Consider the following 21,694-nt stretch of genomic DNA (forward strand, 5'->3'; position numbering starts at 1 on the left):
CCACCTGCTTATAGTGCGCGTCGTCCCCTGACGCATTCGCTGCCCAAGAGAACTACCATGGCGATGACCGCCCCAAGGAACGTGTCCACGATCCGCTCGCCGACGAGCGCGAGGGGAGCGCTCGTCCCGCCCACCGCTGAGATGGTCAACGCGGTTGGGGTAATGAAGGTCAGGGCCAGCGCGTAGTGCCGCGCGGCCACGACTTCGATCGCGAACTGGAGCAGCGCGAGGACCCCGACGAGCCAGAGGCCTTTCGGGTCGACGAGCTGGATCAAGCCAAAGACAGCCGCGCCCAGGACCGTGCCCACAACGCGGTGCACGGCCCGAATGGCACTTGAGCGCGAGACGTGGCTGCCCTGCAGCACCGCACCCGCGACCATAACCGTCCAGTAGGCACGGTGCTCCCCAAAAGACAGGCTCAGCAAGCCGGCGCTGGCAACCGCCACGATCACCCTCGCGGCGATCGTGGCCTTTTCCCCGTCGAGCAAGCCGGGAGGAAACCGCATGCGCAAGCTGGACGCTTCGCCCTTGCGCTGGTGCACAAGCGGCAGCGCGAGGGGTGCGATCACGAGCAAGTACGCACTGAGCGCGCCGACCGCGACCAGAGAGGGGATCATAAAGACGCCAAGGGGCGAACCGCTGAAACGCGCGGAAGCGGCCAGATGACCGCTGACACCGGCGACCAGCACGAACTGCATCGGCCCGGGTGGACCCATTCCGACACCGAGCAGAATGATGCTGGCGAGCGCAGCCACGGCGACGAGGCAGGCGATGGTCAGCCACGCATTCGTCGCGCACAGTACGCCCAGCGTGGAGGCGGCCACGAACCCCGCCGCGACGAACGGCAAGGCCTGGAGCCGGTCGCCCAGGCGCAGCGTCGAGCCGTAGAGAGCCGTGAAGGCGCCGAGAGAAGTGATGAGCCCGAGTGACTGGTGGCCGGCCAGCATGAACGCGCTCAGAGGCACGCCCATCGCGACGCCCCCTCCGACGCCGGCCGACCACCGCCACGGGCCGTCGTTGAAGCCAAGCAGGCTTTTCAGTACGCGGGGCGGCAAGAAAGGTCTTCTCATTTGGGATTGTTTTGTGAAGCGGCCAGGCGATTGGATAATGAAATTTGAATCGAAGGCGGAGATCGCGTTTTCGCTCCGACGGCGCTCCGGTTTGCACGTCTTGTCTGTCGACACTTCAGAGCCGCATCCCGCAGGGTCGCAAGTGACCAACCGCCTTTTTGCGGCTTCAAGACGGCCCTCTCCTGACGACCCGTCGGTCTACGCGTTCGTGCTACCAGTTCGTTCGTCGCAAGTGCCGCTTCCCCCGAACCCACCGAGGTTCAAGTGCGCGAGCGCGATCGAATGACGTTCACGTGACGGCCATCATGCGGACCGCTTGCCTCGCGCAACGGTGTGCGACGACGTGATGGCTCCGGTCCTCCGACTTTCAACCAACGCACGCGTACGCTGCGAGATTCGCGCCGCTGCCTCCCGGATCGATTCGACAAGACGGTCCAGATTGGCAAATTCGAGTCGCTGGGTCGGCACGATCACCGCAAGCGAACCGACTGCTTCACTGGAGTCGTCCGTAAATAGCGGCGACGCCAGTGCAGAAACGCTGCTTTCCAGTTCGCCCCTCGACAGATAAAAACCGGCACGCCGGATTTTGAGCAGCGACGCGCGAAACTCGTCGAGTGTCGCCCCAAGGCCGCTTTGCGCGATCTCGTCAGCATACTGATCGAACAGGACCGCGAGCTTGGCCTTCGGAAAGGTGGACAGGATCGCTTTTGGAGCGGCGCCGAGAAACAGGGGGCGAGGACGGCCCCGGCCGTACCGGAGGTCAAGCGCCGCGCCGTGAGTCTCACGATGCGTGTCCACGAGTTCGTTACCGTACCAGCGCGACATCACCACATCGAAGCCGGAGTGTTCACTCAACTCACGCATGATCGGCTGCCCGACCGCAAGCAGCGGATCCGACATGCGCAGGTGGTAGTCAAGCTTGATGATGCGAGGGCCGAGACCATAGTCTCCTCCTGCAAACCGGATGAGCAAGCCTGCATCCAGGAGCTCGCGTACATAGCGATAAGCCGTTGGGGTTGAGCAATCGAGTTCGGCGGCAACGTCTTCGACGGACAGGAACGGCTTCGCCTCCGAAAACAGCTCGAGTATGGATAAAAGTCTCGTAATGCTCGACATCTATTGCGCTGCGCCTCCTCGTGTGTGAACGGAATTATATGCACTGGCAAGATCGCCATTGACGCCTTCAACGACCACCGCGCGGAAACAGTCGCACGCGAGCCACGCAGCGCCACGCTTATGCAAGCCCCATGCGCTCGGCCATTTCGGTTTGCCAGACACTTCGCGGCCTGAATCCCGATAGCGTTCTTGCGTGGCGTTCGACAGCCGCCATCAGTTCAGCATCGGGCAAGCCGAAGTCCACCGGCACCCGCATCGGCTGGTCGACGTACCACGGCGTGTCGATGTAGAGCTCGAGGCGATTGCCCTCGGGATCGCGGGCATAGATCGAAACCGAATTGCCGTGGGTGACGGGGTTGATTTCCTGCAGGCCTTCCGCAATGAACTGCCGATGAAACCGCCTCAACGTGGCAAGGCTGTCAGCTGTGAACGAAATCTGGTTGATCGGATTGAACGCCAAGTGCTCGGGGCGGCCGCTCGCGAGCACGATCTGGTGATGCACCGCGGGATCGCGGCTCAAGAATACCAACTGCACAGCGCCGTGCGGCGTCTGCAGCGAACCCCGATCCGTCACGGTGAATTCCATCACCCGCGTATAAAAGTCCTCCACGCGCGCCATGTCGCTCACATAGAAGCCCATGTGACTGAGGGACAGCCCTGCCCTCGCTTTCTTCATACCGTTCATGCCTGTCTCCAAGTAGTGATAAACCCTAGCAAAAAACACGTTGTGACATTTGCTAATGTTAGTCTATTCTCACCATAAGATAAATGCACGGGTTTTTTACGAATCCAGGCGTTGATCCAATCTACTTTTTATCTATCCGGAGCATCAATGAAACTCGCCAGCTTCTCCACCCACCTTGGCTCATCGTTCGGCATCGTTCGCGACGAAACCGTGTTCGACCTTGGCAAGCGTCTTGGCGGCCGCTATGCCGATCTGAAGGCACTGATTGCCGCCGACGCATTCCGCGAGGCCGCACAGGCCGCCGATGGCACGCAGGGCGACTACCCGCTGTCGGAAGTCACGCTGCTGCCTGTGATCCCGAACCCCGAACAAATCTTTTGCGTGGGACTCAACTACGCAGACCACGTCAAGGAAACCAACCGCGAAACCACCGAGCATCCGGTCATCTTCATGCGGGTGCCGGCTTCCCAGGTTGGCCATGGCCAGCCGATGCTGCGTCCGCCTGAGTCGCAGAAGTTCGACTATGAGGGTGAGATTGCCGTCATCATCGGGCGCGGTGGACGACGCATCGCCGAGGCCGACGCGTGGAATCACATCGCTGGCTACGCCTGCTACAACGACGGTTCCGTGCGCGACTGGCAGCTTCATACGGGCCAGTGGGGCCCGGGCAAAAATTTCTATCGCACCGGCGCGTTCGGACCGTGGATGGTGACGAGCGACGAGATCGAACCCAACGCGGTGATGACGCTCGTCAGCCGCCTGAATGGACAGGAAGTGCAACGCGCGACGACGCAGATGCTGATTCACGGCATTGCCAAACAGATTGCCTACCTGTCGACGTTCACCCCGCTCTCTCCGGGAGACGTGATCGTGACCGGCACGCCTGGCGGCGTCGGCGCGAAGCGCAATCCGCCGCTGTTCATGAAGGCCGGCGACGTGGCGGAAGTGGAGGTTGATCGGATCGGCGTTCTGTCCAATCCAATCGCCGACGAAGCGTAAAAGTCGTAGCCGGGCGCGTTCGTGTGCGCTCGGCGTCTATCTGGCGGAACAAGACATGTTAGAGAAAACTATTTCGACGCACGCGTGCGACTACGACGTGGCCGTTATCGGTCTCGGGCCCACCGGGGCGACGCTCGCGAACCTGCTGGCAATCGAAGGCTTGCGGGTGCTGGTGCTGGAGCGAGACAAGGAGATTTTCGCGCTTCCTCGCGCGGTGCATTTCGACGGTGAATGCATGCGCGTGTTCCAAACCCTCGGTTTAACCGACAAGCTGCTACCCAAGCTGTTCGTGGGTCCCGGCATGAAATTCGTGAACGGGGAAGGCAAGTTGCTGATCGACTGGCAACGGCCAACCTGTATCGGACCACAGGGGTGGAGTGCGAGTTACAAGTTCCATCAGCCCGATCTCGAGAATGCGTTACGCGAGCGTCTTGCGCAGCAATCGAGCGTTGACGTCCGGTTGCGCCACGAAGTGTTCGCGCTTGACGAGGCGAGCGATGGCGTCCAGTTGCGCTTCGAGGATACGTGCTGCGGCAAACTTGGACGTACCACCGCGCGATATGTAGTCGGCTGCGACGGTGCGCGCTCGATTGCGCGACGCTTCATGGGCACCGAATTGAGCGATCTGAAATCGCATGAACGCTGGGTTGTGGTCGACGTATTGCTCGATGCACCGCGGCCCGATCTTGGCGACTACTCGGTCCAATACTGCGACCCGGCGCGCCCGACCACTTACACGCGTGGTCCCGGAAATCGGCGTCGCTGGGAAATCATGGTGATGCCCGGTGATGACGTGACGCAACTCACGTCCCCCGAATGGCTGTGGGACAAACTCGCTCGCTGGATTTCTCCGGCCGATGCGCGCCTCGAACGTTCTGCCATATATACATTTCACTCGGTCGTGGCGAACGGTTGGCGCCGTGGCCGACTGCTGCTTGCAGGCGATGCCGCACATCAGACGCCACCCTTTATGGGCCAGGGGATGGGAGCCGGCATTCGCGACGCGTCGAATCTCGCGTGGAAGCTTGCTGCCGTCATTCATGGCGAAGCGCCCGATACCCTCCTCGACAGCTACGAATCCGAACGCTCGCCGCACGTGCGCTTATTTATCGAAACGGCGGTACAGCTCGGCTCAGTCATTCAAACGACGAGGTCAGACCTGGCCGAAGTCCGAGATGAAGAAATGAGCGCAGCGATTCGCAATTTTGTGACCCCACAACCCAGGCTTGGCCCGGGCGCATGGATCGATGAACCATCGGGCGTGGCCGGGCATATTGCACCGCAACCCCGCCTGCTGGACGGACAACTCGTGGACGACGTGGTCGGCTATCGGTTTGCGCTGCTTGCGCGACCCGAATTGCTCCGTGAATGCCCCGACGTCGCCAGTAGCGCTGCGCAAGCGGGCGTCGGGATTGTGGCCAGCGATGGAGCGGCTGTTCGCGAGTGGTTGGAGTCGATCAACGCTCCAGCGGTGCTTGTACGCCCCGACCGGTATGTGTACGGCGTCGCGCAGGACGGTGAATCCTTGCAAAACCTTCTGCACCACGCCGTACCCGGCTTGCAAACCGAAGGTGCTGTGGCCATGTGAGCCCGCAACCCCCGTTGTCACGCGAGATGTCTCGCGGTCGACGCACGTAGACCATCGGACAAAGAATCCGATAATCAAATTGGAGGAGTCATGGGAATATCCCACAACCCGGTCGGCGGCGCCGACCGTTCACAGCCATCCGGCTTGTCCCCGTCGCAGTGGAAGATGATTCTCATCGCAAGCCTTGGCGGCTCGCTGGAGTTTTACGATTTCATCGTCTACGGCTTTTTTGCCCATAACATCGCGGCCCAGTTTTTCCCGAACTCGTCGTCGCTGGTCAGCATGCTGGCTACTTTCTCCGTGCTCGCAATCGGGTACGTGATCCGACCGCTCGGCGGAATTGTGCTCAGTAGCTGGGGCGACCGGTATGGCCGGCGTCCAGTGTTTCTCGGCTCAATCATTGTGGTCACGACCGCGACGATCTGTCTTGGTCTGCTGCCCAACTTTCAGAGCTGGGGCATGACCGCATCGATCCTGTTGATCCTGCTGCGCATGCTTCAGGGTTTTTGCGTCGGCGGAGAAATGCCCGGCGCGATTACCTATGCAGTGGAAGCCGCGCCGCATCGGGCGGGGCTCGCCGCGGGCATTATTATCTGCGCGGTGAACCTGGGTGTTTTGCTGGCCACATTCGTCAACCTCGGCATCCAGACCTACCTGTCCGCCACGGACGCGGCGGCGTATGGCTGGCGGATCGCGTTTCTTTTCGGCGGCGTTTGCGGGATCGCTTCCTACCTGATGCGCCGTAATCTGGACGAGTCGCCCGAGTTCAAGAGGATGCAAGGAGCTGTCGTCAAACAGCCGTTTCGCGAGACCTTGCGACGTCATGGCAAAGCGGTCGCGACGGGGGCACTGGCGATCGCCGTGATGGCCGGCGTCAACGGCATACTTTATGGCCACATGCCCGCCTACCTCGTCCAGCAGTTGCACTATGCACCACGGACCGCGGCAATTGCCCAGAACGCTTATCTGATCGTCAGTTCCCTCGGCCTCCTCGCCGCAGGCTGGCTCGGGGACAAGATTCCACGCCGGTACCTGCTTCGAGCGTCAGCGGCGCTGCTGATCGCATTGAGCTACCCGTTCTATGAAGCGCTGGCGAGTCACACCGTCAATCCGGTGGTGCTGTTTGTGCTTGCCGGCTTGGTTTTTTCACTGGCAAGCGGGACATGGGCGTCGGTGCTCGCCGACCAATTCCCTGTCCAGGTCAGATTCAGCGGAATCGCGCTGGCTTACAACCTGGCCGTTGTCGTATTCAGCGGCTTTGCGCCCTTGCTGGCGACCATGCTGATTCGCATGACCGGCTCCTTGGCAGCGCCAGCCTGGTATGTCATCGCCGCATGCACGGTCGCGCTGCTTGCGAGCTATGGGTTGCCGACGGGAAAGTCTCGGGCCGGGTCGCCTTCGAAGACAGATGGACTGAGCGGCGAACTGTTGCGTTGAGCCGAATCGAGCGACGATGCGGCCGGCACCGTCTCCGACAAGAGGTATCCATGCAGTATTTTCGGGAGGTTTACGATGAAAGATGCATCCATTCAGGCCGCCGTCGAGGCGCTGGAACAACAGCGCTGCGACGCCACGGTGGCTGGAGACCTGCACAAACTCGCGTCGCTACTCGACGACGATCTGACGTTCGTCCATTCAGCTGGCTACGTTCACGGCAAGTCGGAGTATCTGTCCTTCCTTACCGAGAAGATCAAGGTGCGTCAAATCGTGCGTCCGCAACCGCTCGCGTATAGCTTCCTGCCAGACACCGTGATCACGACGGGCCATCTCGAACAATCCCTGGTGCGCAGGACCGATGGATCTGAGCTCAACATTCGCGCGCTCATAACTGAAATCTGGGTCAAACGCGAGGGCGGCTGGAAACTGCTGCATCTCCATTCTGGGCGCTTGCCGGATTGACGCAGATCCCTATCTTGCCGTCCATCTCGGGGAAGCCTGGACACCGATCCTGAACAGGTTCGCGAACTTATGCTGCGTGCCTATCAGGCGCACCCGTCGATTCTCGACCATCCGGCGCCATCCGTCATGTTCAGTCAACTGACGCCCGACGGCATTACGCTGAGCGTCACCGGTTATGTCCGCAGCCCCCGGATCACAGGGGATATCAAGAGCGATCTGCTGTTCGAAATCCTCAAGCGATTACGTGCGGCGAAGATCCCACTGTCGAAGCCGCAAACCGTTATGGTCGGGAATCTGCATGACCAGAGTCGCGCCGCCTTTGCCACAACCAGCTTATCGGTCTAGCGTCCCCCGGAGCAGGAACGAGCCGGAGGTCAAGAAACCAGGCGGGATCAGCGCGTTTTCGTCGAAAAATCCGGCGGCATAGTGCGTCCAACTCACGCGGTCCGCTCGGACTAGTAATGCTTCTCGGACTGCAGATCGTCGATCACTAACGCGAGAAGCATGCCAGCACGCGAGTCGCCCGCTCATGCGCGCCAGATAGGTTTCGCACGGCTCGGTACGCGCGGCGATGTCGCTACCTGGTGCCCCGCAACCTGGGTGGTGCATAGGGGACCGCATTCGGTCCCATTGCAGTGCGTGCGCGTTGCAGGCGCTCGCCCGTCAAGGTGCGCACCGCAACGCGGCTACCCTCGATATGGCGCGCGATCAACGCAACGCTACGATCCGTTTCGCGACAACGAATCGCATCGAGGATCGCGACATGTTCGTCGTAGGTTTCGTCGATGCAGTCGCCATACACGAGATCGAGCCGCCGCACGACCCGGATGCGATCGGTCACGCGCCGCATCGCATTGGTCAGCTCGGCGTTATCGGCGGCCTGCACGAGGGCGTGATGAAATGCTTCGTCGAGCGCGACCATCTCGCGGCCGTCACGCCGACGATGAGCAGGCGGGATCTTCCAGATTTGTTCGAGCTGACCGAGCATCCGTGCGACGCCTTCGGAGAGCTCTCCTTCGGCACTCGCAAGCTTCGAGACCGCAAAGGTTTCAATCAGCTTGCGCATTTCGTACAGGTCTTCGAAGCGCTTGAAATCGACCGGCACGACTTCCCAGCCGCCGCGCACATAGCCGCGCATCAGGCCGTCACTTTGCAGGCGCTGCAAGGCCTCGCGCGCTGGCGTGCGGGACACGCCGAAGCGCTCGGCGATGCTGCCTTCCGTCACGCGGTCGCCGGGCAGCAGGCGCATATCGAAGATATCTTCGCGGACACTGACATAGACATGATCAGCCCGCGAGGGGGGAATGCCGGTGATGTCGTTCACGCTTGGAACCTGAGTTGGCGAGTGTCGGGGCTGAGATTATTGTCCGACCCGAACGCGCCATGTCAACACGCGATGAAAAAACCGGCATCGCACGGACATCAGCCGCGAGCGAAATACGCCTTTACAGCCGACAGAAACGTATCGATGTCCGCGCGCCTGCAGCGCGGACGATTTCGATTGAATTGAAAATCGGGTTATGCCGCCACGCGCTCACGAGTAGCTGCTGGCGAGCGAAAGCGCCGGGTTGCGCGCAGCGGCATCGCGCTGCTGTGGGTTGGGCGATTTCAGTTCCGAGCCGCGTTCGGACCCAACGGAGAAAAGATTGACCGCTCTAAGGAGGTTTCGTGCTTGCCGGTTCAAGGCGTCCACGGCGGCGCCCGATTGCTGGACGAGCGCGACGTTCTGTTGCGTGGCTGTGCTCCAGGCTTGCGATCATCTCGCGGACCTCGCCGATCTGAAGCGTTTGCTGCTGACACGCGTCATGGATTTCGCTCCGCGTGCCCCTTCGGTGTCGCCGGAGGTTTGCCGTGCAATCACCTCGTCGATAAACGGCGTGGCCTTGTTGCCCGCCTCGATCACGCGCGAATAGATAGCGCGCTCGGCTGCGGTGATGTCGGTGCGCTGCGCGTAGACGGCGGCAAGCGGCTTTGCCGCCTCGTCATAATCCGCCGCGAGTTGAAATGAGCAACCGCCACGGCGCCTGCGCGGCAACGCAGTTCAATTTCTCAGGTTTATATCGTCACCTGACGAGTTGCGCTGGAGACGACTCGGACGATCGCAGCGATAACACCGGCGAGCCGCCCGGCGCCGACTCGCAATGCGTTTATAGCGCAGGCAGCAGGCTCGGCAGGCTCGTCAGGAAGGCGCGCACGTGCATGGCAATCACCGCTTCGGCGGGCATGCTGTTTTCATTCGAATAGATGCGGCGGCGAATCGCCAGATGAGACACGGCGCCATGTAACAGCCAACCCACTTCGCCCAGTTGAGCCGGGTCGGCGGGCATGCGTAGACCCAGTTCATACGCGGTCTCCGTGACGATGATCTCGAGCGCATGGCTGACGATCGCGTTCGTATAGGCCGGCGCCGTGTGCAGGCCCTCGAGCGACGAATAAAGGAAGAGCCTCAGCCAGCGGCGCGTCAGGAGCGTGTCATAGTACTCGCAATAAAAGCGGTTGAGTCGGCTTTCAATCGGCACACTTCGGTCTTGCAATTGAACAAACCAGATTGCGTCGAAGATTCCGACGACTTCCCGCTTGTAGACTTCATCAATCAAAGCGGCCTTGCTCGGGAACAGGCTATATAACAAGCGTTGCGATACGCCGCAGGCTTCCGCGATGGCGCGGGTCTGTGCGCCGAGACCATGCTCCGCGAAATATTCCGCGGCCTTCTCCAGCACGCGCGCCTGACGCTCGGCACGCGGCAAACGCTGCGGCGCTTTTTTCATCGGCCGCTTGACCGCCACGCGGTCGGCGCCGGTTCCACGGCTCGGCTTCTCGATAGTCCCTTTGGTCTTCATAGCTCCCTGCGCTCTCGGATCATAGCTGTTATCATCACCTGACGATTTACGTTTTGATAAAGTATACGCCCCGGGCGTGGGCGGCAGTCCCGCGCTGCCCTGCGTGACCCTCGCATTATCTCAGCCGTTGCGAAACGAGCGTCGTCCTTGCTGCTGCCAACTAACCTGGAACCGGATGTTCGTCCATGTCCGCGTTGCCACGGAGGCATTGTGATGGGAGTCGGCGTGACGGCGCCCGCATTGGCATCGAATCCCGCCCAGCCGATGGCGGGCCGCCACGAACGCTCTCTTTAGCAGGCCTGAAGCACGTTGATGACGCGGCTCACGAGCAACGGGCGCGTATTGTGTCCATATTCGGCCATATGCGCGGAGGCCCCGTGCGCCCTCAACGCTTGCGCGCTTTCCCAGCGCTCGATGACAGCGAACGTGTCCTTGCCGAGCGGTGTCTGAATCGTCCCGAACTCAGGTACGTCGATGACGGCCTCGTAGCTGATGCACCCCTCTTCGGCCAACACCGCCGGCCGGTTCTTGTTGAAAAGTGCCAGCACGGCTTCGCGTTGACCGGGCTGTGCAGTGATTGTGGCAATGACATGGATCATCCGGGTACTTCTCCTTTTCTGTTTCGGCGTCGATCGCCGCGTGAAATCATAGCCGCGTTTGCGTACGTTTGCCGATAGAGCCTCATCGAGTTCAGACCGCGCTTCCGACGTGGCTCGTCAGCGATTCGATCCGTCACTACATCGCGACGCTCAGCACGCTCTTGCCTATCTGAACATGACAGCGGCGTAATGCGGAGGTCAGCCTGGCGTCACCCCATCCGCGGACAATAGAGCTTACTCACCCTCACGGCGGTGGCGCGGCGAGCGCCGCCAAAGCACAGGTTCGCGCAGCGTTCAGGCAGCGCGATGCGGCCGATGGCCTCGCCGTCCGGTGCGAACACCATCACGCCGTTCAATGTCCGTCCTGTACCCCAGCCGGCCCACAGGTTGCCGTCGGTGTCGCAGCGGAAGCCATCCGGCGCGCCGTGCTCGCCGCCGTCGACAAAGATGCGGCCGTTGACGAGGCGTCGGCCATCCTCGACGTCGTACGCCCGGACGCGTCTTGGCGTGGATCCGGACTCGACAATGTAGAGGCGGCTTTCATCCGGCGAAAAACAAAGGCCGTTCGGATTGGCGATGTCGCCAGCGACGATCTCTGCTTCGCCGGAGCGCGGGTCCAGGCAAGTCAGTCGTTCTTCCGGATATACGCTGCGAACGCCTGCTCGTAGTCCGGATGCCAACGCGATAGCGCCGGGCGATTCTCTACAATGTCTCCCGCAGCCCAAAGGATGCGTCGCTCGTCGAGGGAGCGAGGCACATCGTTGTCGGGGCACAGAATGTAGAAATCGCCGGCACCCAGTCGCTCGATCATGAAATCGACAGTCTGCTCGGGCGTCCAGGCAGCGGCCGGTTTCTCGGTACGACCTTGAGCGGCAAGCTCCGTAAACACAAAGCCAGGGATCAGCAAATGCGCGCTGATCCGGCAGCCCGGCGTATTGCGCAACTCGTGCTGCAGTGCTTCGGTAAACGCCTTCAGGCCGGCCTTGGAGACGTTATAAGCCGGGTCGCCGGGCGGCGTCGTGATGCCCTGCTTCGAACCGGTGTTAATGACGAGCCCCGGGCGTCCGCGCGCGATCATCGCGGGCACGAAGGTCCGAGTGCCACGAATGACACCCCATAGGTTGACGTCGAGCACCCGCTCCCAGTTAGCGGCCGCGCCGAACATGGCGCTACCCGGTTGAATCCCCGCATTGTTCATGAGGATATCCGTGCCGCCGAAGCGATCCCGAACGGCTGCTTCGAGGCGGACCAGGTCTTCGATGCGGCTGACGTCCGTCTCGACGGCCAGTACCTCCTTCGCGCCTTCAGCAGCCACGCTGGCAATCGCCTGCTTCGCGTGCGCCAGGCGGTCCTCACCCAGATCCGCAATGCACACGCGAAGCCCGAGCTGCGCGAACCGCTTCGCAGCAGCGAGTCCAATGCCGGCAGCGCCGCCTGTCACGACGGCGACGGCTCCGGGAGTGAAAGTAAAGTGTGTCATCAATAGTCCTTTCTGATTCGTCATAAAACGTCAGCCCGCCACCTCACAAGCAGACCGCCAAACGGCAGGTACGTCGATAGGTCGCGCGGCCGGGAAATTCGTCACTCACCTCAGTCCATCGGGCAAAACGGCACTGGCGACAGAAACACCGATTCCTGATGGACGAGATACGGCAGGATGCGCGGCGTGAAAGCTTGCCAGCGTGGATCGGCTGCGAGTTTCGCGCGCTGCGCTGCCCGATGGGCGTAGTCCTCGTAGCCCCAGCAGAACACGATCGAGTTCAACGTGCCTGAGTCCTTCGTCCAGCAACCCTTGAGCCGGGCGTACTGACTGATGATGCCAAGCCCTTCGCGCTCGTAGATGTCCAGGAACTCGCCTGTCTTTCCCGCCGTAATCTGATATGTACGCATTTCTACCAACATGATTCCCTCTGTTTCGATCGGTACTCCGTCGCAGCACACCGCCGTCAGACCGCGTGGCTTTCGACATGCGCCTTCAGCGCGCTGAAGAACTCATCGAGATTCTTGCTCGCGGCGGACTGAATCAGGCGCGACCCCACGCTCATCAGCTTCCCGCCAATCTCGACGTCAGCGTCGTACACCAGCACGGTCGTATTGCCTTGCGCTTCAAGTTGCAGGCGCGCAGTGACTTTGGCAAAGCCCAGCGCACCTGCACTGCCCATACCGGCAATCGTATAGGCCTTGGGCGGATCGAGATCCGACAATTCGACGTTGCTTTTGAAGGTCGCCGCCATCGGGCCGACGCGAATCTGCACGGTCGATTCGAAATGCAGGTCGTCGAGTCTCTTCAGCGCTTTGCAGCCAGGCAGGCATGCTTCGAGTACTACGGGATCGTTCAATGCGCGCCATGCGGCTTCAGGGGGCACGGGCAGGATGGTTTGATCTGTCAGCTTCATCGCCGCCGCTCAGCGCTCGTAGAGTTTGAACAGCGCCTGCGTGCCGTTGCGCGCGCAGCCCCGCTCGGCCAACTCCTGGTACATTACGCGCACCAGTTCCAGACCCGGCAATTCACGTCCCATGCTCCGCGCTTCCTCGTGCGCAATCCGCATGTCCTTGATGAAATGCTCGATGAAGAAACCGGGTGCAAAATCGCCCTTGGCAATGCGCGGCCCCAGGTTGTTCAGCTGGAATCCACCCGCCGCGCCTCCGCCAATCGCGCTCAATACGGTGTCGGCGTCCAGCCCGGCGCTGTGCGCATAGGCGAGCCCTTCGCACACGCCCACCATTGTCGATGCAATGACGATCTGATTGCACAGCTTCGTGTGCTGACCCGCACCCGGGCCGCCTTGCAGGACGATGTTGGTGCCGAGGCAGCGCAACATCGGTTCCACGCGTGCGAGCACAGCGCGTGCGCCGCCGACCATGATCGACAGGCGCCCTTCGCGCGCACCGATGTCGCCGCCCGATACCGGCGCATCCAGCATGTGCACCCCGCGCTCAGCGGCGAGCGCGGCCAACTCTTCGGCCAGTTTTGGACTCGACGTCGTCATGTCGACCAGCACCGCATCGCGCCGCGCATGCGCGACCAGACCGTCGTCGCCGAGATATAGTGTGCGGACGTCCGCGGGGGTGCCGACAATCGTGAACACGACGTCCGATACTTCGGCGAGCGCCCGCGGGGTCGCTTGCCATGTCGCGCCGGCCCTCGATGAGCGGCTCAGCCTTCGCACGCGTACGGTTATAGACATGCAGCGGATAGCCGGCGGCGGCTAGCCGCGAGGCCATCGAGAAACCCATGATGCCAAGGCCGATAAAGCCAATCGCGGGTTTGCCTGTAGATTGATTCATGATGGTTGGTCCCTTCAGAGTTTGTCGCGCAGCAAGTCGCGCAATAGCATGGGAGTCAGTGGATGACGGTCGGCAACGACGCCAAATGGCGCAAGCGCATCATTGACCGCGTTGGTCAATGCGCCGATCGCTCCCATCACCCCGCCTTCGGCCATCCCCTTGATGCCGGCCGCCGTCGACTCGCCAGGCGTATGCAGCGGGATGATCTCGAAGTTGGGCAATTCAGTTGAAGTAGCGATCAGGTAGTCGGCGAGTGAGCCGGTCACGTTCTGTCCTGAGTCGTCGTAACGCATCTGCTCGAACAGCGCGCCCGACAGTCCCATCGCCACGGCGCCATGCTGCTGCCCTTCCACCACGGTGGGATTGAGCAGCGTGCCGCAGTCTTCGGCGACGACGTAACGCGCGATGCGGATTGCGCCGGTCAAGACGTCCACCTCGATCTCGCATCCATGAGCCGCATTCGAATAGGTCATGGCCGGAGGGTCGTAAGTCAGGTGAAATTCGAGGCCCGGCGTCAAACCTTGCGGCAACGCGGTGGGATCCAGATACGCACGGCGGGCGACGTCGGCGAGCGTCAACCCCGTGTCGATCCACTCGTCCGCGCGACGACGCTCGATTCTCGCGTCGATCAGGCGCAGCGACTGCTCGTCAGGCAAACCAAGGCAACCGGCGGCGATCGCGAGAACCTTGCGGCGTGCGTCGAGTGCGCACAGGTAAAGCGCGCCGCCGCCTGCCGTGCCGCTGCGGGCGCCACGACTGCCCATACCGTATGGTGCGATATCAGTGTGGCCCATATGAATGCGCACGCTCGACGGCGGCACGCCCAGGCCCTCCGCCACCGCGTTGGCCATCGCGCTCTCATAGCCCTGGCCGCTGGGCCCTAGACCGACCGACGCGTTCACCACCCCGCCTGGTTCGATACGGATCCAGCTTGCTTCGTGCCCCGAACCGGGAATTCCCGCGGCCTTATAGAAGCGCGAACCATACGTGGTCGGTTCGACCACGTTGCACAGGCCAAGCCCCAGGTAATGGCCATCTGCGCGCGCCGCCCGCTGGCGCTCGCGAAAGCCCGCGTAGTCGAGCGCCGACAGCAAGGCCTCGAACGTCTGGGTCGGCGTGATGTCGTCCAGACATTCTCCCGTAGCAGTGCGGTACGGCAGTTCTGCCGGACTCAGCAGGTTGCGCCGGCGTACCTCGACCGGGTCGAGTGCCAGTTCCCGCGCGATTGCATCCAGCGTGCCGTCCATCACCCAGCTGGTGATGGACATCGGCGCGCGCATCGGTGCATTGCCACATTTATGACTGAGCACGACCTTCACATCGAAAGCGTAGTCCTGCAGCCGGTACGGTCCGCTCAGGATCATCGCAACGACGCGCGCCAGATAGTTGGCAGGAAAGAAGCAATAGGCGCCAAAGTCTTCGCGGAGTTCGAGTTCGAGAGCGAGCAGCGTGCCGCGCTCATCGACCGCTGCGCGGGTGCGGCAGAAGTCCTCACGCGAATTGGCGGCGGCCGTCAGGTTCTCGAGGCGATCCTCACGCCAGCGCACGGGCCGTTTCAATTGGCGAGCCAGCGCAGCAACCGTCAACTCTTCGCGGTACAAGGCGATTTTCTGTCCGAACGCTCCACCGACATCGGGCGAAATCACGGTCACCTGAGACTCGTCGAGCTTGAGGCGCTGCGCCAGTTGAGTGCGCAAAGGATGTGGCACCTGCGTTCCAATATGGAACGTCAGGTGGTTCCGTCCGGCGTCCCAGACCGCTGCACAGCCGCGGGTTTCGATCGGCACATGGGTCTGGCGCTGCTGCTGGAAGGTCGCTTCGACTATCCGGAAGGCCCGGCTGTTGGCGCGCTCAGGGTCGCCATGCACGTAGGTCTGGTGCGAGACCAGGTTGCCTGGCACGGCCGGATCGACTTGCGCCGCGTTGGGTGCGAGCGCCTGCCACATGTCTGTCACCACGGGCAGCGGTTCGAACTCGACGAGCACCTGCTCGGCGGCGTCTTCAGCGAGGTACCGATCCGTCGCGACGACGCAAGCCACAAGATCGCCCTGAAAACGCACTATGTCCACTGGCATCGTCGCAAATTCGACGGGCTTCAGTCCTTCGACGGGTGGTGCGACACGGAACGGTGTAGTCCACCGCGCGAGTTCCACGCCCGTGATGACGGTTACGACGCCGGGCATTGCGGCGGCGCCGTGAATATCGATGGAGACGATCCGCGCATGCGCGTGCGGCGAGCGAACAAAGCACACGTGAAGGACACCAGGGATCTCGATGTCGTCGAGATACCGGCCATAGCCGGTCAGCAGCCGATAGTCTTCGGTGCGAGGCGTCGCTTTGTTGAAATAACGAAACGTCTGCTCAGCCATCGACCGTCTCCGCGCGCATCCGCTCGGCCGCGAGCAGGATCGCCCGCACGATGTTCTGATATCCGGTACAGCGGCACAGATTGCCCGACAGCACCTCGCGCACCTGGGCCTCGGATGGCCACGGGTTCTCGCGCAGGTACGCTTCAAATGTCATGACGATGCCGGCCGTGCAGAAACCGCACTGCAGACCGTGGCACTCATGCAGCGCCTGTTGGAGCGGCGACAGACGACCGTCTTGCGCTACCGCCTCGATGGTCGTGATCTGCGCTTCATCCATCTGCACGGCGTAAGCCAGACATGAGCGTGCCGGGCGGCCATCGATCAACACGGTGCATGCGCCGCACACACCGTGCTCGCATCCGACATGCGTGCCCGTCAGCCGGCAATCTTCGCGCAGCACATCGGACAATAGCTTGCGAGGCTCGCAATGCACATCATGGCGCGCACCGTTCACACTCAGATAAATTGCTGTCTTTTCCATGAACGGCCTAATCGGGTTGTGTAACGCCAGCGGTTATCCGCTGCAATGCTCGAGCGATGAGCGCCTTGACGAGGTCGCGCCGATACGCGGCGCTGATGCCTGGCTGATCGTGCACCTCGACGGCGTTTGCGACTGCCTCGGCAATCCTGCCGACGCTCGGCGCATCGGCCGTTTCGCCGACGAATCCCGCAGCGAGGTCGTCAAGCACCAGCGGCACATCTGCCACACCGCCTACGCCGATCCGCAACGAGGCGAACCTGTCATCCGCGAGCACGGCGGTGACAGCGCAAGCCGCGATCGCGAAATCGCCGTGCCTTCGGCTAAATGCTTCGAAGGCATGCCGCTCGCCGGACAACGCCGTCGGAAAGCGCACCGTGCGAATGATTTCGTCAACCGCCAGATCGGTGGTCATCACCGCGATCAGAAACTGTGCCGCCGACACCTCCCGGCTGCCGGCCGGCCCGACAATCTCGATGCGTGCGCCTAGCGTGCTCGCAACGAGCGGTAATTGCGCCGCGGGGTCCGCATGCGCGAGACTGCCGCCGAGTGTCCCGCGCTGTCGGATGGCGTAATGTCCGATCGTTGCCGCCGCTTCAGCCAGTAGCGGGCAAGCAGCGCGTACTGTGTTGCTGGTGGCCAGCTCGTGATGGCGCGTCATGGCGCCGACCGCTAGCGTATCGGGTTCAAGCGTGACGCCCTTGAGTTGAGGCAGCGCATTCAGATCGACCAGGTGCGCCGGTTGCGCGAAGCGCATATTCATCATCGGCGCGAGGCTTTGTCCTCCGGCGATCAGCTTGGCGTCAAAACCGTGAAGAGCAAGAAGCGACAGCGCGTCGTCGAGCGTGTGCGGCCGGCGATACGAAAATGCGGCGGGTTTCATATGCCTTGCGCCCGCGGACTCAGGCCGCAATTCCGGGCGAAGACCGGCAACCCACGACAGCCCCCGCCCGCCGATAACCAAGGCAATCGACGACGGCCATTCCCGATTCGCTTGACGCTGCTCATGAGTCGCTCCAGCCGCGTGCGCGGCGCTGTTCACCCCGTGGAATAGCTACTGCTTCAGCCATCGCATTGGCAACGAGGATATCGCCGATAAATTAAATCGTCAATTGACGACTACATTTCCATGAACAGGCTCGACGTCGATCCAGCATGCAAGCTGGTGTATTTGCCTGTCTGTAGGGGAAATCGTGATGTGGCGTTTTTTATCGGCCGTTTGATCGGCGCCATCCCTGCCTTCATGCCCCTCCCTTGTGAACGGGTTTTTCAAATACGTCTTCACATGACGACTTATGATTTGATAGAGTACATCGTCCGCAAGCATGAACCGGCGTCGCCATGCTCCCGGTCTAGCCATGCACTATCTCAGTGCCATCGCGAAGCGAGCTTCATCTGTGACTGCCGGCATCGGCAAACACCCGCGCCAGGGCGTTTGCGAGTCTGCCACTCAACCCGTATCGGTTCTCCGCTCATTTCTTTGTCAAGCCGTCAATCGGTCGTCATTGCGTTGATCGTCGCCAGTGCCTATTTCATGGAGAACCTCGACGCTACGGTGATTGCGACAGCGCTGCCCCACATGGCCGCCACGTTCGGCGTTACGCCCGTGAGGTTGAGTATCGGCATGACCGCCTATCTGCTCGCGCTCGCGGTTTTCATCCCGATCAGCGGCTGGGTGGCGGATCGCTTTGGGCAACGCTCTGTGTTCGGTAGCGCCATCGTCGTGTTCACGGGCGCCTCGATACTTTGCGGACTCAGCAACGGTCTCGTCGAATTCACAGTCGCGCGGATCCTGCAGGGACTCGGCGGTGCAATGATGGTGCCGGTAGGCCGGCTCGCGGTGCTGCGCAGCACTGAGAAGCGTCATCTGATGCGCTCGATCGCCTACATTACCTGGCCCGGGTTGGCCGCACCGGTGCTGGGTCCAGCGTTGGGCGGCTTTATCTCGACCTATTTCAGCTGGCGGTGGATCTTTTTGCTGAACGTACCGATCGGTCTGCTGGGTCTGGCGCTGACCGCCACCTTCATTCCGAACTACCGCGAATCCAGCCGCCGGCCGTTCGATGTGCCCGGATTCGTGCTTAGCGGAGTCGCGCTAACCTGCCTCATGTATGGCATGGAACTCGTTGGGCAACCACATGGCGACTGGCACATCACGGTCGCGGCCCTGACGGGTGGCGTGGCCGCCGCGGCCTTCGCGGTACGGCATTTCCGGCGTGCCGAACATCCGCTGATCGATCTTGCGCCGTGGCGAATCCCGACCTTTCGCGTGACCCTCGAAGGAGGTTCGTTGTATGTCGTCTCGGTCAGCGTTTCGCCCTTCCTGTTGCCGCTGTTCTTCCAACTCGGTTTCGGGCTGAACGCGTTCGCCGCCGGTTTGCTCGTGCTCGCTTACGCGGCCGGCAATCTGGCCATGAAGACCGTCACCACGCCCATTCTCAAGCGCTTTGGTTTTCGCAAGGTAATGATCGTGAATGGCCTGCTCACTGCCGCCACCATCGCCCTGTGCGCCCTACTCTCGCCGGACACGCCACGCACGCTGATCATGCTGGTGCTGCTGATCGGCGGGCTATGCCGATCGATGCAGTTCACCAGCATCAACACGCTCGCATTCGCGGATGTGCCGCCAGCGCGGATGAGTTCGGCGAGCACGTTTTTCAGCATGGTCCAGCAGATGACCATCGGTCTAGGCATCGCATTCGGTGCGATCGCGCTGCATGCTGCAGTCCTGATACATGGCGGCCACGCGCAGCTTTCGCTCGCTGACTTCCGGGTCGCGTTTCTGCTTGTCGCGGCGTTGGTACTGATCTCCATACTCTACTTTATCGGCATCGAACCCGACGCCGGCTGCGAGGTTAGCGGCCATGCGCAAGCCGCATCGCAGTAGTGCGGAAATTGTATCGAGCGCATTGACGGCTACCGATCCAAATTAAACAGAGAGAGTCCGTGCAGAATAACCCGGGTACGCCGCTCACCGCTGCGCATCTCACGCTGCGCCAGGTCGGCGCTACGCAGTAATGTGGAGGGATGCGATCAGCTTTCCGGAAGGTCCCGAGCGAGTTTGGCAGAACCATTTTTCGAAGAGCGTAAGAAGAATACGACGGGGTTGCCTTCAATGACGGAAATAACCGCCGTAGTCAGCGTCAGGATTGCGGATATCACGCGTCTGACCCACATATTCGGCGAGGAATCGACTCAACAGGCTCTCACTCAGTTCGGCGAGGAAGCAACGGCTTTGCTAAAGCGGTTGCTGGATCAGCATGAGGTAATTGACCGATATCGTTCCGATGTCGACGGACATTGCTCTGCGTGTTTCCGTGTCCTGTCGGGAGGCTTGCCGCGTGATGCCAGCGAAGCGGCGCAGGCCATAGAAAAGGCAGGGCGTCATCTGATTCGCGAGCGGCTACCTGCTATTTTTGGCGGCGGGACAGGCGCCCGGATCAGCTACGGTCTGTCGGTGTTGGTTTTGCCTTCCGAAGCAGTCTCGGGAGATGCCAAAGCATGTTGGCTTCAATGGACGAAAGATCGATCGAGGTTCCAAACCAAAAAACCAAGGCGGAAGACCGCCGCTTCCTGCTGAGCGGAAACTCGTTCAGCGTTCGATCCGGCTGACCGCCTCACAGTGGGCAAAAGTCGATGCATACGGCCTATCCTGGCTGCGCCAGCTAATCGAGCGCGCCAAACCACCAAAAAGATTGCAGGAGCCTGGAGAACAGACGCCTGACGATTGATCCAAAAAAGAGTCGGCGAGGCGAACAAACCTCGCCGACCGAAAATGCCCCGGCTTTACGAGGGTCGCCGGGACAGGAGGGCCAAACCTTGATTAAAAAATTACTTGCTGCTCGCGACGCGCACGCCTGACGAGACAGGACCGGATACCCCCGAACTACCGTGCTGCGTCGAATTTGCCAGCTGATTCACGAAGGAAACGACTTCCGGCCAGTGATAGAATTTCGCCCACGCGAAAGCCGCGATCAGTACCGACGCCGTAGTCAGCGCGAACACTTTCCACGTGCGCCGTGGTCGCGGTTTTTCGTCTTTCGCAGCAGCGAGTGCTGCGGCAATTGATGAAGACGGTTTGATCGTGCTCGTGAAGCGGATATCGTTGACGAATACCTTTCCGGCTTCGAAGCGGTTGTGCGACGGAATTTGCGCCAGTTGCTGCGCCGGTTTTGCTTCTGCGCTGACGCGTGGCCGCTGCGGTTCGAAGTCCGCAGCTACAACCGCGAGCCGCACCGATACCCTGTCGAGAAAAACCTGCACATCTGGTTGCAGGTAGCCGAGCGCATCTATCGATCCTTCGTTCAGATGGTCCGCAATCGTCGCAAGCTGCGACGCGAACAGCCCCGGCAATTCCGAAATATCGGCCTGCTCGATCAGCACGTGATGTTTGATTAATCCGCCGAGAATCGCGGCGCAAATGCATGTCAATGCGCACGTAGCGTGCGCCGGTACGCCAATTTGCGTGGCGACGTGATCACTCAGCACGCTCGCATCTCTGCCGGTCGCGCGAGCCACGAACGTGAAGCCCGCGTGTTCAAGCTCTTTCAGTTGACCGGTCGTATCGACCAGCTTTGCGCACTCGTCGTCAATGCGCGGGTTGATATCGCGCGACATCAACGCGCCGAATACCATGACAGTTTCCTCGCGCCCTTCCGATGATCGCGCAGCAAGCGCGGCAATCAGAATCGATCCGGCACGGCTGAAAACGTCCGCGATTGCGGGCGCAGGCAATCCGACTTTCATCGCGATTTTTTCACGAA

At 61.4% G+C, this 21,694-nt stretch carries 22 protein-coding genes and 2 pseudogenes; 7 read left to right on the forward strand and 17 right to left on the reverse strand.

The window, feature by feature from the left end; all coding sequences use genetic code 11:
- Window positions 1-8 precede the first annotated feature (8 nt).
- From OKW40_RS24945 to OKW40_RS24955, 3 genes are all read right to left on the reverse strand, one after another.
- Window positions 9-1,070, reverse strand: a complete 1,062-nt coding sequence (locus tag OKW40_RS24945; RefSeq protein ID WP_429492177.1) for an FUSC family protein — start codon at window positions 1,068-1,070, stop codon at window positions 9-11.
- 303 nt (window positions 1,071-1,373) lie between these two features.
- Window positions 1,374-2,186, reverse strand: coding sequence for an IclR family transcriptional regulator (locus tag OKW40_RS24950; protein WP_090809648.1), 813 nt, complete (start codon window positions 2,184-2,186; stop codon window positions 1,374-1,376).
- 118 nt (window positions 2,187-2,304) lie between these two features.
- A complete protein-coding gene (locus tag OKW40_RS24955; RefSeq protein ID WP_184059845.1) occupies window positions 2,305-2,871 on the reverse strand; it encodes a VOC family protein in 567 nt (188 codons plus the stop codon).
- A 147-nt stretch (window positions 2,872-3,018) separates the two neighbouring features.
- Here OKW40_RS24955 and OKW40_RS24960 point away from each other — a divergent pair, with 147 nt between their 5' ends.
- The 5 genes and pseudogenes from OKW40_RS24960 to OKW40_RS24980 all read left to right on the forward strand — a co-directional run.
- Complete coding sequence (locus OKW40_RS24960; protein WP_429492179.1) at window positions 3,019-3,870, forward strand: fumarylacetoacetate hydrolase family protein; 852 nt, start codon at window positions 3,019-3,021, stop codon at window positions 3,868-3,870.
- A 55-nt stretch (window positions 3,871-3,925) separates the two neighbouring features.
- Window positions 3,926-5,458, forward strand: a complete 1,533-nt coding sequence (locus tag OKW40_RS24965) for a bifunctional 3-(3-hydroxy-phenyl)propionate/3-hydroxycinnamic acid hydroxylase (protein ID WP_429493949.1) — start codon at window positions 3,926-3,928, stop codon at window positions 5,456-5,458.
- Between the two features lie 90 nt (window positions 5,459-5,548).
- Entirely contained in the window at window positions 5,549-6,895 is a 1,347-nt protein-coding gene (locus tag OKW40_RS24970) for an MFS transporter (RefSeq protein WP_429492181.1), read from the forward strand.
- Window positions 6,896-6,970: 75 nt separating this feature from the next.
- The gene (locus OKW40_RS24975; protein WP_429492183.1) at window positions 6,971-7,357 is read left to right on the forward strand and encodes a nuclear transport factor 2 family protein; all 387 of its coding nucleotides are present in this window, start codon (window positions 6,971-6,973) and stop codon (window positions 7,355-7,357) included.
- A 36-nt stretch (window positions 7,358-7,393) separates the two neighbouring features.
- Window positions 7,394-7,702: pseudogene (locus OKW40_RS24980) on the forward strand (DUF3772 domain-containing protein); the annotation flags it as partial.
- Between the two features lie 232 nt (window positions 7,703-7,934).
- Here OKW40_RS24980 and OKW40_RS24985 read toward each other — a convergent pair.
- The 13 genes and pseudogenes from OKW40_RS24985 to OKW40_RS25045 all read right to left on the reverse strand — a co-directional run bounded on the left by OKW40_RS24985 (window position 7,935) and on the right by OKW40_RS25045 (window position 17,814).
- Window positions 7,935-8,681, reverse strand: coding sequence for a GntR family transcriptional regulator (locus OKW40_RS24985; RefSeq protein ID WP_429492185.1), 747 nt, complete (start codon window positions 8,679-8,681; stop codon window positions 7,935-7,937).
- 432 nt (window positions 8,682-9,113) lie between these two features.
- Window positions 9,114-9,392 carry a hypothetical protein gene (locus OKW40_RS24990; RefSeq protein WP_429492187.1) on the reverse strand — a complete coding sequence of 93 codons (279 nt, stop codon included), beginning with the start codon at window positions 9,390-9,392 and terminating at the stop codon, window positions 9,114-9,116.
- Between the two features lie 112 nt (window positions 9,393-9,504).
- Window positions 9,505-10,143, reverse strand: coding sequence for a TetR/AcrR family transcriptional regulator (locus OKW40_RS24995; protein ID WP_311735642.1), 639 nt, complete (start codon window positions 10,141-10,143; stop codon window positions 9,505-9,507).
- Window positions 10,144-10,487: 344 nt separating this feature from the next.
- Complete coding sequence (locus OKW40_RS25000) at window positions 10,488-10,796, reverse strand: putative quinol monooxygenase (protein WP_184054630.1); 309 nt, start codon at window positions 10,794-10,796, stop codon at window positions 10,488-10,490.
- Between the two features lie 209 nt (window positions 10,797-11,005).
- Window positions 11,006-11,476 carry an SMP-30/gluconolactonase/LRE family protein gene (locus OKW40_RS25005; protein ID WP_429492189.1) on the reverse strand — a complete coding sequence of 157 codons (471 nt, stop codon included), beginning with the start codon at window positions 11,474-11,476 and terminating at the stop codon, window positions 11,006-11,008.
- Window positions 11,422-12,276 carry an SDR family NAD(P)-dependent oxidoreductase gene (locus tag OKW40_RS25010; RefSeq protein ID WP_184060291.1) on the reverse strand — a complete coding sequence of 285 codons (855 nt, stop codon included), beginning with the start codon at window positions 12,274-12,276 and terminating at the stop codon, window positions 11,422-11,424. The genes OKW40_RS25005 and OKW40_RS25010 overlap by 55 nt, the downstream gene beginning before the upstream one ends.
- Window positions 12,277-12,386: 110 nt before the next feature.
- A complete protein-coding gene (locus OKW40_RS25015; RefSeq protein WP_184059833.1) occupies window positions 12,387-12,698 on the reverse strand; it encodes an NIPSNAP family protein in 312 nt (103 codons plus the stop codon).
- Window positions 12,699-12,742: 44 nt separating this feature from the next.
- Entirely contained in the window at window positions 12,743-13,192 is a 450-nt protein-coding gene (locus OKW40_RS25020; protein WP_184059831.1) for a CoxG family protein, read from the reverse strand.
- A gap of 9 nt (window positions 13,193-13,201) precedes the next feature.
- Complete coding sequence (locus OKW40_RS25025) at window positions 13,202-13,984, reverse strand: NAD(P)-dependent oxidoreductase (RefSeq protein ID WP_429492192.1); 783 nt, start codon at window positions 13,982-13,984, stop codon at window positions 13,202-13,204.
- Window positions 13,956-14,084: pseudogene (locus tag OKW40_RS25030) on the reverse strand (NAD(P)-binding domain-containing protein); the annotation flags it as partial. The gene OKW40_RS25025 and the pseudogene OKW40_RS25030, both read right to left, overlap by 29 nt.
- A 14-nt stretch (window positions 14,085-14,098) precedes the next feature.
- Window positions 14,099-16,453 carry a xanthine dehydrogenase family protein molybdopterin-binding subunit gene (locus OKW40_RS25035; RefSeq protein ID WP_429492194.1) on the reverse strand — a complete coding sequence of 785 codons (2,355 nt, stop codon included), beginning with the start codon at window positions 16,451-16,453 and terminating at the stop codon, window positions 14,099-14,101.
- The gene (locus tag OKW40_RS25040; RefSeq protein WP_429353603.1) at window positions 16,446-16,934 is read right to left on the reverse strand and encodes a (2Fe-2S)-binding protein; all 489 of its coding nucleotides are present in this window, start codon (window positions 16,932-16,934) and stop codon (window positions 16,446-16,448) included. Before OKW40_RS25040 ends, OKW40_RS25035 begins: the two co-directional genes overlap by 8 nt.
- A 7-nt stretch (window positions 16,935-16,941) precedes the next feature.
- Window positions 16,942-17,814 (reverse strand): FAD binding domain-containing protein, encoded by an 873-nt coding sequence (locus OKW40_RS25045; RefSeq protein WP_429492195.1) that lies wholly within the window; start codon window positions 17,812-17,814, stop codon window positions 16,942-16,944.
- Window positions 17,815-18,405: 591 nt separating this feature from the next.
- Between OKW40_RS25045 and OKW40_RS25050 the strand changes: the two genes are divergently transcribed.
- A complete protein-coding gene (locus OKW40_RS25050) occupies window positions 18,406-19,818 on the forward strand; it encodes a DHA2 family efflux MFS transporter permease subunit (RefSeq protein WP_429493950.1) in 1,413 nt (470 codons plus the stop codon).
- Between the two features lie 174 nt (window positions 19,819-19,992).
- On the forward strand, window positions 19,993-20,511 hold the full coding sequence (locus OKW40_RS25055) for a hypothetical protein (protein WP_429492197.1): 519 nt from the start codon (window positions 19,993-19,995) through the stop codon (window positions 20,509-20,511).
- A 251-nt stretch (window positions 20,512-20,762) separates the two neighbouring features.
- On the opposite strand, the gene OKW40_RS25060 is transcribed toward OKW40_RS25055, so the two are convergent.
- Window positions 20,763-21,566, reverse strand: coding sequence for a hypothetical protein (locus tag OKW40_RS25060; RefSeq protein WP_429492199.1), 804 nt, complete (start codon window positions 21,564-21,566; stop codon window positions 20,763-20,765).
- Window positions 21,567-21,694 lie beyond the last annotated feature (128 nt).

This window comes from Paraburkholderia sp. RAU6.4a, assembly GCF_050435625.1.
Classification (GTDB): domain Bacteria; phylum Pseudomonadota; class Gammaproteobacteria; order Burkholderiales; family Burkholderiaceae; genus Paraburkholderia; species Paraburkholderia tuberum.